This window comes from Pantoea trifolii, from assembly GCF_024506435.1.
Classification (GTDB): Bacteria; Pseudomonadota; Gammaproteobacteria; order Enterobacterales; family Enterobacteriaceae; genus Pantoea; species Pantoea trifolii.
In genome coordinates this window covers 313,311-325,537 of record NZ_JANIET010000001.1, presented here as the reverse complement: position 1 = coordinate 325,537, position 12,227 = coordinate 313,311, and the positions used below count along the sequence as shown (strand labels likewise).

Genomic DNA, 12,227 nt, shown 5'->3' with positions numbered 1-12,227 from the left:
GGCGACCCGAGTCGGCAGGATTATCGCCTCGGGTGCGCTGCTTTTCATTGAGCCATAGGTACACCGCGAGGACACAACCGTCCGTGGGAAAGATCTTCACCGTGTACAACAACCATTCAGTTCGAAAAAACAAAAACAGTTAACAACCGGCACATCTCTGTTAAATCATAGCTTGGGGACAGCAGAAACCAGGGAGGATCGTGAAAAATACTTATCGGGCGAGCAAAAAGGGGAAGCGGATCACTTGTCAGGCGCAATTTGCATGACTTTTTGCAGCCTGGATTACTAAAAAAGGCCGGGAAACCCCGGCCTGTCTGGTTTGCCGCTGCGCTTAGTCGATCAGCAGACGCAGCATGCGACGCAGCGGTTCAGCCGCGCCCCACAGTAACTGATCGCCTACGGTGAAGGCGGAAAGGTATTCCGGTCCCATGTTCAGTTTGCGCAGGCGACCCACTGGCGTGGTCAGGGTACCGGTGACGGCGGCGGGTGTCAGTTCGCGCATGGTGATTTCGCGATCGTTTGGCACCACTTTCACCCACTCGTTATGTGAAGCCAGCAGCTGTTCGATTTCGCTCAGCGGCAGGTCTTTTTTCAGCTTCAGAGTGAATGCCTGGCTGTGGCAGCGCAGCGCGCCAACGCGTACGCACAGGCCATCAACCGGAATCACATTGCTGGTGAGCAGAATTTTGTTGGTTTCCGCCTGGCCTTTCCACTCTTCGCGGCTTTGGCCGTTATCCAGCTGCTTGTCGATCCACGGAATCAGGCTGCCTGCCAGCGGTACGCCGAAGTTGTCGGTTGGCAAGGTGCCAGAGCGAGTGAAATCGGTCACGCTGCGTTCGATATCCAGAATCGCCGACGCCGGATCCTGCAGGGATTTCGCCACGTGATCGTGCAGCATGCCCATCTGCGTCAGCAGTTCACGCATATGACGCGCGCCGCCGCCCGATGCCGCCTGATACGTAGCAACCGACGCCCACTCAACCAGATCGTTCGCAAACAGACCGCCCAGTGACATCAGCATCAGGCTGACGGTGCAGTTACCGCCAACAAAGGTTTTGATGCCGTTGTCGAGGCCCTGACGAATCACATTATGGTTAACCGGATCGAGAATGATGATGGCGTCATCTTTCATGCGCAGCGTGGAAGCCGCATCAATCCAGTAACCCTGCCAGCCGCTTTCGCGCAGCTTCGGATAGACTTCACTGGTGTAATCGCCGCCCTGGCAGGTGATAATAATATCCAGCGCCTTCAGCGCCTCGATATCAAAAGCATCCTGCAGCGCACCGGTCGACTTACCGCCGAATGTTGGTGCCGCCTGACCAAGCTGTGACGTGGAGAAGAAGACCGGATTGATGACATCAAAATCGCGTTCTTCGCTCATGCGTGACATCAGCACTGAGCCGACCATGCCACGCCAACCAATAAAACCTACATTCTTCATTTTCTGTCCGTCTCGGGTGCTCTCGAAAGAGGCCGTGTGGTGCGAGGAAAAGACTGGCCGGATAATCATGCCAGTCTGCGTAATAATCAGGTTTACCTATGACCGTCAACTCTACAAAATGCAGCACTTCTGGCAAGTGAATTAATTCGATTGCGTTAACTTTTTCAGCAGTACAACTAATAATGGCTAACCCAACATGACTGAAATGATATCCGCGACCATATTGCTGTTGTTGATTATGGACCCGCTGGGCAACCTGCCGATTTTCATGTCGGTACTGAAGCATCTGGAACCCAAACGCCGCCGCGTGGTGCTGATGCGCGAAATGGTGATCGCGCTGATTCTGATGCTGCTGTTTTTATTCGCCGGTGAACGCATTCTGGCGTTTCTTAATTTGCGCACCGAAACCGTGTCGATCTCCGGCGGCATCATTCTGTTCCTGATCGCCATTCGCATGATATTCCCTTCCGAGGAGAGCAGCTCCAGCGGCTTACCGGCCGGTGAAGAGCCGTTCCTCGTGCCGCTGGCGATCCCGCTGGTGGCCGGTCCGTCGCTGCTGGCGACGCTGATGCTGTTGTCGCATCAATATCCTAATCAAATGACGCATCTGGTCGGTGCGCTGCTGATCGCGTGGGGCGTGACGGTGGTGATTTTGCTGATGTCAGGGCTGTTTTTACGCCTGCTGGGCGACAAAGGCGTTAACGCGCTGGAGCGCCTGATGGGATTGATTTTGATTATGCTGGCGACGCAGATGTTTCTGGATGGGATTCGCACCTATCTGAAGTTGTAACAGCAGAGAGGTGCGTTTTGTAGGGTCGCCATTCATGGCGACCGCTGTTTATTGAAACCGCAATTACTTCTGCTTCTTATCGATCGGTTTACCCGACCAGTAACCGGCCAGCAGCGAACCTGACAGGTTGTGCCACACCGAGAACAGCGCGCCCGGCAGTGCAGCTAACGGCGAGAAGTAGAGTTTGCCCAGCGTCGCCGCCAGACCTGAGTTCTGCATGCCGACTTCCAGCGCCAGTGTGCGGCAGGTGGATTCATCGAAGCCAAACAGCTTGCCACCCCAATAACCGCCCAGCAGACCAATCGCGTTGTGCAGGATCACCGCCACAATCACCATCAAGCCGACGGAACCGATAAAGCCCTGGCTGCCTGCCACCACCGCACTGATGATCAGCAGAATACACACCATCGAAAACGCCGGCAGATACGGCTCAACGCGGCGCACCACGCTGTTCATGGAGTGATGGATAATCAGGCCGAGGCTAATCGGAATCACCACGATTTTCACGATGCTGAGCAGCATGCCCACCACATCCACCTGAATGTGCGTATCAACGTAGAAGCGTGTCAGCAGCGGCGTGGCGAAAACACCCACCAGCGCCGAGACGGATGAGATGGTCACCGACAGCGCCACATCGCCCTTCGCCAGATAAATCATCACGTTAGAAGCGGTACCGCTAGCCACGCTGCCGACCAGAATCATCCCTGCTGCCAGATCAGGTGGCATCTGGAATAGCTTTGCCAGACCCCACGCGGCCAGCGGCATCACCAGATAATGCAGGAAAGTACCGGCGATCACCGGCGCCGGACGCACCAGCACGCGTTTGAAATCATCGATATTTAGCGTCACGCCCATGCCGAACATAATCAGCATCAGCAGGTAAGTCACCCACGGCCCAATGCCGAGAAAGGTGGTGGGAGAATAATAAGCAGCGACCGAGAGCAGCACGGCCCAGAGCGGGAACAGGCGGGTAAGTTTGCCGAGCATAACCAGACTTCCTTAGGAATTTTTTTATATTGCCACAGATGAAATGTCGCGCAGGGAACGACCACAGCGACGGACGCGGGATCATAACATTTCATTATCTTGACGTAAGGCGGGAAGTCGCTTGCGGGGGAAAATGCGGATCGGCTGCTGCCGATCCGCAGAAATACGGCGAAGTTACTCTGCTTTTTCCAGTACAAAGCGGTAGATCGCACCACCAATCGCGGCACCGATAATCGGTAACAACCAGAACATCCACAGCAGTTCCAACGCCTAACCCCCTGGAAGATCGCCACAGCGGTGCTGCGCGCCGGGTTAAAATGGCCGCCTGAAATATGGCCGACGGCAAATGCCATCACCAACACCGTCAAACCAAATGCCAGCGCGACATCGGCAAAACCAATAGCTAATTCTGGAAAAGCCGCAGCCAAAACCGCACTACCACAACCGCCTAAAACCAGTACAAAGGTGCCGAGTTTTCAGCCACTGATCTTTTCAAATCTATCCCCTCAAATAATTTAATCTTTTCGCGGCGGCGATTATCGTTTTCGGCGATTAAAGCGCTACCGCTGAATGTGAGACTAGTGTGATTTTTAGGCAATCCCAGCGAAAAAGACGGTTATCGCGAGCTATAATGGGGATCATCAGAAATGTCTGGAGCGAAAGAGTGGCTGCCGCTGGGCTTAAAATATTGCTTAACAAATTTAATCAATAAAAAAGCCGGACAATGTCCGGCTTGATTCATTCTGCTAAAAATTTGCCTTAAGAACCAAAAAGATTCTTATGCAGCGCGCGTACCACTTCTTCCGCATCTGGCGTTGGAACCAGGAAGCAAAGGTTATAACTGCTGGCACCGTAACAAATCATACGCAGGTTAAACGGCTCAAGTGCGCCGAATACTTCTTTACCCACGCCACAGGCTTTTGACAGGTTGTTGCCGATGATCGCCACCAGCGCCAGATTCTCTTCCACTTCCACACGGCACAGCGAAGAGAGTTCGGTCAACAGCGCCTGGGTCAGCAAGCTGTCGCCGGTGGTGGTTGAACCGGTGCTGTCCAGCGTCAGCGCCACGCTCACTTCGGAGGTGGTCACCAGATCGACAGAGATACTGTGGCGCGCCAGGATGTTAAATACCTCGGCAAGGAAGCCGTGTGCATGCAGCATGTTCAGGCTGTGCAGCGTTACCAACGTCTGCTTGCGACGCAGCGCCAGCGCACGGAACAGCGGTGGATTTTTGGTTTCGTTGCAGACGCGCGTACCGCCTGCGGCCGGATCTTTGCTCGAACCGACAAATACCGGGATATCGCTGCGTACGGCGGGCAGCAACGTTGCTGGATGCAGCACTTTGGCACCAAAGATCGCCATTTCCGCTGCTTCTTCGAAGGTAATTTCTTCGATGCGTTTAGCGGTGGACACCACGCGTGGATCGGTGGTGTAGATACCGGCCACATCAGTCCAGATATCAATACGTGCGGCCTGCAGCGCTTCGCCCAGCAGCGCAGCGGTATAATCGCTGCCGCCACGACCGAGCGTGGTAGTGCGGCCTTTGATTTCACTACCGATAAAGCCCTGCGTTACCACTAGCGCTTCCGCAATGCGCGGCTGCAGTTGTGTTGCGGCCAGCTCTTTCAGCGTCGCCACTTCCGGTTCTGCGCGACCAAAACGATCGCTGGTGCGCATCACTTTACGCACGTCAAACCATTCACTGTTGACCTGACGCTCACGCAGAATCTCCACGAACAGCAGCGTCGACATCAACTCACCGTGGCTCACCAGCTCATCGGTCAGCGCATGTGAGGTCGCCAGCGAAGTGGCTTCAGACAGCATGGTGATGTTTTCCAGCATGCGATCAATCTCATCGCGGATCACCTCCGGCGATTGCAAACGATCGATGATGGCGTATTGAATGCGGCGGATTTCATCCAGCAGGTAAGCGCGCTGCGCTTGTTCCTGACCTTCAGCAAGGGCAACCAGCAGATTGGTGACGCCAGCGGAGGCTGAGAGCACCACTAAACGCGTATTGGCATCCGACAGCACAACATCTGCACTGCGGTTCATAGCATCAAAATCGGCAACGCTGGTGCCGCCAAATTTAGCCACGATAAGAGTTTGGGACATATTACGAACCCCGTGTCAGGTTATCTTTCTTCCGTTTTGGGGCGGAAGACATAGTAGCAGCCTAGGCACAAGAGAAGAGCAGAATTGGGCAGACAAGATCAGTAGTAGACAAGTCACCAAAAGCGCTTCACCTTGCGAACCGTCCGACTGTGGACGATTCTGGTGACAACCCAGAGGATTCAGCCCCTGCAGCCGACAGTGCAACACCCCGCGTGTTGCCCCACCTCGGCGTCACACCCCCTGATGTGTTCTCTGCGGATACGGATCCTCAAACACACTGCCTGGGCGACGCGCCTCTTCTGGCTTACACCCGGAGGTGTAAGTAGCGCGCATAAATTACTGATTATTTTCCCCCCTGTCCATCCCTGCACTTTGAGGATTTCTCACTTTTACACTTCGGTAAACGCATCGTTGAACAAACGTGCCCGTCAACCGCGGCCTAAAGTAGTGTCCGAATTAGACAAAAGCGGCTTTTTTCTGATGCGGCACAGGGAATTCTCCTGGCGCAGCACCGACAATCGCTGCCGGATTTACCTGAAACAGTGCGGCCACGGTCACAAATTTTTTCCCTTCATTGGTAACTGTGGTCATACTCTTCCCCGTGCAAGAGTGTTATGGATGCCGGGCCAGCAGGATGCCCCGGATGGAATGACGGTTCTTATTTCAACTAGAGTGTTGCCATGAAAAATATCAATCCGACACAAACCGCTGCCTGGAAAGCGCTGCAGCAGCATTTTGAACAGATGAAATCGGTGCAAATCGCCGACCTGTTTGCGCAAGATGCCGATCGTTTTGCGAAATTCTCTGCCACTTTCGATGACCAGATGCTGGTGGATTTCTCCAAAAACCGCATCACCGAGGAAACCCTCGAAAAATTACAGGCGCTGGCTAAAGAGACCGATCTGGCAGGCGCCATCAAATCGATGTTCTCTGGCGAGAAGATCAACCGCACCGAAGAGCGCGCGGTACTGCACGTTGCGCTGCGTAACCGCAGCAACACGCCAATTGTGGTGGACGGCAAAGATGTGATGCCGGAAGTCAACGCGGTGCTGGCGAAGATGAAAGGCTTCTCCGAGCGCATCATCAGCGGTGACTGGAAAGGCTATACCGGTAAAGCCATCACCGACGTGGTGAACATCGGTATTGGCGGTTCAGATCTCGGCCCGTTCATGGTGACCGAAGCGCTGCGTCCGTACAAAAACCACCTCAACATGCACTTCGTTTCTAACGTCGATAGCACGCACATCGCCGAAACGCTGAAAGATCTCAGCCCGGAAACCACGCTGTTCCTGGTGGCATCAAAAACCTTCACCACCCAAGAGACCATGACCAACGCCCACAGCGCGCGTGACTGGTTCCTGAAAACCGCCGGCGATCAGCAGCACGTGGCGAAGCACTTCGCTGCGCTGTCGACCAACGGTAAAGCGGTGGGTGAGTTCGGTATCGATACCGACAACATGTTCGAGTTCTGGGATTGGGTTGGCGGCCGCTATTCACTGTGGTCAGCGATCGGTTTGTCGATCATTCTCTCCATCGGCTTTGAGAACTTTGAGCAGCTGCTAAGCGGTGCGCACGCGATGGATAAGCACTTCGCTAACACGCCTGCCGAGCAGAACCTGCCGGTGCTGCTGGCGCTGATCGGTATCTGGTACAACAACTTCTTCGGTGCTGAAACCGAAGCGATTCTGCCGTACGACCAGTACATGCATCGCTTTGCTGCTTACTTCCAGCAAGGCAACATGGAATCCAACGGTAAATACGTTGACCGTGAAGGCAATCCAGTGGATTACCAGACTGGCCCAATCATCTGGGGCGAGCCAGGCACCAACGGCCAGCACGCGTTCTACCAGTTGATTCATCAGGGCACCAAACTGATTCCATGCGACTTCATCGCACCGGCGCTGAGCCACAACGTGCTGACCGATCACCATCCGAAGCTGCTGTCGAACTTCTTCGCGCAGACCGAAGCGCTGGCGTTTGGTAAGTCACGCGACGTGGTAGAGAAAGAGTTTACCGATGCCGGTAAATCTGCCGAATCTGTCGCGCACATCGTGCCGTTCAAGGTGTTTGAGGGTAACCGTCCAACCAACTCCATCCTGCTGCGTGAAATCACCCCATTCAGCCTCGGTTCACTGATTGCGCTGTATGAGCACAAGATCTTCACGCAGGGCGCGATTCTCAACATCTTCACCTTTGACCAATGGGGCGTTGAGTTGGGTAAACAGCTGGCAAACCGTATTCTGCCAGAGCTGGAAAATGACGCTGAAATTAGCAGCCACGATAGCTCCACCAATGGCTTAATTAATCGCTATAAATCCTGGCGTTAATTTCCCGGCTAATTTGCAGAAGGCGGCGTAATTGCCGCCTTTTTTTATGTCAACCAGGCCGCCTCACTCGCAATATTGTTTTTACTGCATTAAATAGGGTTAGAAAATTCTTAAAATGGCGTAAGGAAATTCGTAATTCACTTCAATCTACTGCAGATCACTCCGCTTTAAAATGGACCTAATTTAACCCAACCTATAATTTATCCATCTGATAGATATATGATTTTTATTTAAGCCTGCTGAGCAAATTCCGATTATTCCCATTCCGTACCAATATTTAGTGCAAAAGTGAAAAATTCTGCCGGGAAATCACCAGGTATGCAGTTGTTCTACTAGTCCAAAAAAAGGCATTTAAAAAAAGCAGCTAACGCCAATTCGCCTTATTTATCACCAGAAACATCCCTGGTTTCTGCCCTCTTTTACTCATGCTGAACTCTGGTAATTTGTTGCCCTATACTGAACGCGCCCAAAATCTGGGTAAATCCTACATTCATTGATTCATATAAATGCAGGAAACGTTGTTATGAAAAAACTGATGGTTGCCGGTGCAGCCTTACTTTACGTTGCCGTTTCTTCCGCTGCGATTGCCGCGCCGGAAGAAGCTGGTGCTGCAGCAGGCGCACAGGCGGGAGCAATCTCAACTGGCGCGTCAACCGCTGTGGGTATCGGCGCGCTCGGTGCGTTAGTGGGTCTCGGCATTGCTGCTTCTGGCGGCGGTGACGGTGCAAATACCGGTACAACAACAACCACCACAACGAGCACCACTCGTTGATGTAACACCTTTAAGCATAACCACACACCCGTGTGGTTATTTTTTGCTTGGCTTATTTAGACAGGGATACACAGTGCGCCGACTCTCTTTGCTACTTCTTTGCCTGTTGTTGCAGGCCTGCACACAAACGCAAAAAGGCCTCGAACAAACCGTGATGCTGGCCGTGAACGGCCCGGATGATGTCACGGTCACCGACGAACAGGTTGCTAACCTGCCCTACGCCAGCCTCTATGCCCGCATCAATCAAGGTCCGCGCATTTTCGTGGTGCTCGGTTACAACGAAAACGGCCAACAGAAGTGGATCACCCAGGATAAAGCGATGCTGGTGATGCAGCATGGCCGCCTGATCAAAACCCTGGGTTTACCGAGCAATCTCACTGACGTCAGTAACCTGGCGCAGGATCCGCTCGCCGATGCGCTGCATCTGCAAAACGGTACCAGCTGGACGCGCGTGGTGCAGTGGCGCGAGCAAGACAAAGTGCGTGCCGCCACCGCCGTCTCACGTTTCGATCGCGGTGACGATACGGTGCTGGATATCGCCGGTGATCGCGTGCCGTGCCGCGTCTGGCATGAAACCGTGCGCATGGAGAGCGTGGGCGCGGAGTGGCAGAACACCTTCTGGATTGATAACCGCGATGGCACGGTGCTGCAGGCCAATCAGATGCTGGCCGCCGATGCCTTCCCAGTTGAAACCACTATTCTGAAGCCGGCGAAATCATGAAAAAAATAACTCCAATGCTGGCAGCGTTAACGCTGCTCACGGCTGGCCACGCGCTGGCGGCGGCGCAAGTCACCGTGCACGATGTGCAGGGAAAAAACACTCTGCAAATCAACGATGCGCAGAATCTCAGTCAGTTACTTACCCACCCTGAACTGCGCAGTTGGTGGCCAGGCACGGTGATTGCCGAGCGCGGCGCAACTTCCCTAGCACAGCAACAGCAGGAACAGCTGCTGGCCGATCTGCGCACATGGCAAGCCGACAGCGGCGAGTCTCTGGCCGCAACTATCGGCTCGGTTATCCACCAGCTTGGCGCGATGCAGGTAACGGGCCGCCAGTTCACCTCGCTCGATCCCGACGCCGTGCGCCTGCGTCCACAGGATAACCGCACGCTGCAAGGCAGCTATGATCTCTACGCGCTGGCGCCGCCGACGCAGGTGTTGGTACTGGGGGCGTTGAGCAATCCGGGTAAAGAGAGCTGGCAGCCGGGCCGTGAAGTGCGTGATTACCTCGACGGCCACGATCGCCTTTCCGGCGCGGAACGTAGCTATGCCACGGTGATTGCACCGTCCGGCAGCACTCAGCAAGTGCCGGTCGCGTACTGGAATCATCGCCATATCGAAGTGGAACCCGGCAGCATCATCTGGCTCGGTTTCACCTCATGGAGCTTGCCATGGGGCCAAAGCGATTTAAATGCGCGCATGCTTTCCGTTCTGACTCACCGGATACCAGACTGATGAAAAAACAATTACTTCTCAGCCTGTTGGCTGCTTCTGTTTCCGCCGCTTGCCAGGTGCATGCGGAAACCTGGCCTGAACCGGTCGGTCCTTCGCAATCAGATTTTGGTGGCGTCGGCCTGATGCAGACGCCGACCGCGCGGATGGCGAAAGAGGGCGAGTTTAGCGTCAACTTCCGCGATAACGATCAATATCGCTACTATTCCGCCTCACTGCAGCTGTTCCCGTGGCTGGAAACCACCGTGCGTTATACCGATGTGCGTACCCGCCGTTACAGCGCGGTGGAAGGCTTTAGCGGCAACCAAAGCTATAAAGATAAAGCCTTCGATGTGAAGCTACGTTTATGGCAGGAGAGCTATTGGTTGCCGGAAGTGGCGGTTGGCTCGCGCGACTTAGGCGGCACCGGCTTGTTCGACAGCGAATATTTGGTGGCCAGCAAAGCGTGGGGGCCATTCGATTTCAGTCTCGGTATTGGCTGGGGTTATCTCGGCAACAGCGGCACCCTTAAAAATCCATTTTGCTCCTACAGCGACAGCTATTGCAGCCGCAGTGGCGGCGGCGAAACCGGCACCATCAACGGTTCACAGATGTTCCACGGCCCGGCAGCGCTGTTTGGCGGCGTGGAATACCAAACGCCGTGGCAGCCGTTGCGCCTCAAGCTGGAGTACGAAGGTAACGATTATCAGGATGATTTCGCCGGTCGCCTGGAGCAACGTAGCAAGGTTAACGTCGGTGCGATTTATCGCATCACCGACTGGGCGGACATCAACGCCAGCTACGAGCGCGGCAACACCTTTATGTTCGGCTTTACTCTGCGCACCAACTTCAACGATCTGCATCAGTCGCACATTGATAGCCAGAAGCCAGCCTACAACCCGCAGCCGCAGGGCGACCTGTTGCAGCCAACGGTGGTGGCGAACCAGTTGACCGATCTGAAGTACAACGCGGGACTGAATGGCCCACATATTCAGACCAAAGGCAGCACGCTGTATGTCTCTGGCGAGCAGACCAAATATCGCGACACGCGCGAAGGTGTCGATCGCGCCAATCGCATCATCATGAACAACCTGCCGGCTGGCATCGATACCATCGACGTCACCGAGTCGCGCTTTAATATGCCGCAGGTCAGCACGCGCACCAACGTTGCCAGCCTGCACAACGAGCTGACGGGTTATCCGCTGGGCCATGAACAGCCGCTGCAGCAGACGCGTGAAGATCCGGTGGATCCCGGCACCACCGAGCAAGGTTTCTTTATCCGCAAAGATCGCCTGAACTACAGCCTGTCGCCAGTGCTCAATCAGTCGGTTGGTGGACCAGAAAGCTTCTACATGTATCAGGTTGGCGTAATGGCCAATGCCGATTACTGGCTTACCGATCACCTGTTGGTCGGCGGCAGTCTGTTTGGCAACATCGCCAATAACTACGACAAGTTCAACTACAACGGCGCTCCAGCGGATTCCACACTGCCGCGCGTGCGCACGCACATTCGTGATTACGTTGAGAACAACGTTTACGTTAACGACCTGCAAGCCAACTACATGCATGCGCTGGGCAACGGTTTCTACGGCCAGGTTTACGGCGGTTATCTGGAAACCATGTACGGCGGCGTCGGCGGCGAAGTGCTGTATCGTCCGATTGATAGCAACTGGGCATTCGGTGTTGATGCCAACTACGTGAAGCAGCGTGATTGGGACAACATGATGCAGTTCACCGATTACAAAGCGCCAACCGGAAATCTGACGGCGTATTGGCGTCCATGGTTTATGCAGGATGTGTTGGTGAAAGCCAGCGTTGGGCAGTATCTGGCGAAGGATAAAGGCGTGACGCTGGATGTGTCTAAGCGCTTTGACAGCGGCGTGATGGTTGGTTTCTATGCCACTAAAACCAACGTCTCCGCCGAACAGTATGGCGAAGGCACCTTCACCAAAGGCTTCTACATTTCGGTGCCAATGGACCTGTTTACCGTGACGCCAACGCGCGGCCGTGCGCAGGTGAACTGGGTGCCGTTGACGCGTGATGGCGGGCAGATGCTGGGCCGTAAATATCAGCTATATGACCTGACGTCAGATCGGGATGCGCGGTTTAATTAATTGATTCATATGCATTAACCGTAGGGTCGGCATTAATGCCGACCTTTTTAATTTGTGCGTGCATGTAAGAAGGTCGCCATGAATGGCGTCATGCTTGTCAGTTAATAAAGCATTTTGCTTTAAGTAGTTAGCGGGCGCTGACACATCTGCTGCGTCACGGGCCGTCCTCGCGCCGCTAGCGCGGTGCCTTCGGCTTCCACGTTGTGCCAACGGACCGTCCGGGGATCGGCCGTCCTGGCCGGCCCCGAAC

The 12,227-nt window shown here is 54.5% G+C and carries 10 protein-coding genes, 1 pseudogene and 1 riboswitch; of the genes and pseudogenes, 6 read left to right on the top strand and 5 right to left on the bottom strand.

What is annotated here, in order from left to right; all coding sequences use genetic code 11:
• Positions 1-331: 331 nt before the first annotated feature.
• The gene (gene asd / locus NQH49_RS01430) at positions 332-1,441 is read right to left on the bottom strand and encodes an aspartate-semialdehyde dehydrogenase (RefSeq protein WP_256698114.1); all 1,110 of its coding nucleotides are present in this window, start codon (positions 1,439-1,441) and stop codon (positions 332-334) included.
• A gap of 196 nt (positions 1,442-1,637) precedes the next feature.
• Between asd and NQH49_RS01425 the strand changes: the two genes are divergently transcribed.
• On the top strand, positions 1,638-2,231 hold the full coding sequence (locus tag NQH49_RS01425) for a YhgN family NAAT transporter (protein ID WP_256698113.1): 594 nt from the start codon (positions 1,638-1,640) through the stop codon (positions 2,229-2,231).
• A gap of 63 nt (positions 2,232-2,294) precedes the next feature.
• Here NQH49_RS01425 and panS read toward each other — a convergent pair whose 3' ends face one another.
• The 4 genes and pseudogenes from panS to NQH49_RS01405 form a co-directional block, all read right to left on the bottom strand.
• Positions 2,295-3,218: a ketopantoate/pantoate/pantothenate transporter PanS gene (gene panS, locus NQH49_RS01420; protein WP_008109856.1), complete on the bottom strand. Its 924-nt coding sequence runs from the start codon at positions 3,216-3,218 to the stop codon at positions 2,295-2,297.
• 305 nt (positions 3,219-3,523) lie between these two features.
• Positions 3,524-3,676: pseudogene (locus NQH49_RS23500) on the bottom strand (aquaporin); the annotation flags it as partial.
• Positions 3,677-3,977: 301 nt separating this feature from the next.
• Positions 3,978-5,333: a lysine-sensitive aspartokinase 3 gene (lysC, locus tag NQH49_RS01410; RefSeq protein WP_256698112.1), complete on the bottom strand. Its 1,356-nt coding sequence runs from the start codon at positions 5,331-5,333 to the stop codon at positions 3,978-3,980.
• Between the two features lie 112 nt (positions 5,334-5,445).
• Positions 5,446-5,640: riboswitch (Lysine riboswitch) on the bottom strand.
• 149 nt (positions 5,641-5,789) lie between these two features.
• Complete coding sequence (locus NQH49_RS01405) at positions 5,790-5,924, bottom strand: hypothetical protein (protein WP_256698111.1); 135 nt, start codon at positions 5,922-5,924, stop codon at positions 5,790-5,792.
• A gap of 89 nt (positions 5,925-6,013) precedes the next feature.
• Here NQH49_RS01405 and pgi point away from each other — a divergent pair, with 89 nt between their 5' ends.
• From pgi to NQH49_RS01380, 5 genes are all read left to right on the top strand, one after another.
• Positions 6,014-7,660, top strand: a complete 1,647-nt coding sequence (gene pgi / locus NQH49_RS01400) for a glucose-6-phosphate isomerase (protein WP_256698110.1) — start codon at positions 6,014-6,016, stop codon at positions 7,658-7,660.
• Positions 7,661-8,183: 523 nt separating this feature from the next.
• Positions 8,184-8,432 carry an exopolysaccharide production protein YjbE gene (gene yjbE / locus NQH49_RS01395; RefSeq protein WP_008109848.1) on the top strand — a complete coding sequence of 83 codons (249 nt, stop codon included), beginning with the start codon at positions 8,184-8,186 and terminating at the stop codon, positions 8,430-8,432.
• Between the two features lie 73 nt (positions 8,433-8,505).
• Positions 8,506-9,153 (top strand): YjbF family lipoprotein, encoded by a 648-nt coding sequence (locus NQH49_RS01390; protein ID WP_256698109.1) that lies wholly within the window; start codon positions 8,506-8,508, stop codon positions 9,151-9,153.
• Positions 9,150-9,887: a capsule biosynthesis GfcC family protein gene (locus tag NQH49_RS01385; RefSeq protein WP_256698108.1), complete on the top strand. Its 738-nt coding sequence runs from the start codon at positions 9,150-9,152 to the stop codon at positions 9,885-9,887. Before NQH49_RS01390 ends, NQH49_RS01385 begins: the two co-directional genes overlap by 4 nt.
• Positions 9,887-11,977, top strand: a complete 2,091-nt coding sequence (locus tag NQH49_RS01380; RefSeq protein ID WP_154194817.1) for a YjbH domain-containing protein — start codon at positions 9,887-9,889, stop codon at positions 11,975-11,977. The genes NQH49_RS01385 and NQH49_RS01380 overlap by 1 nt, the downstream gene beginning before the upstream one ends.
• Positions 11,978-12,227: the final 250 nt, after the last annotated feature.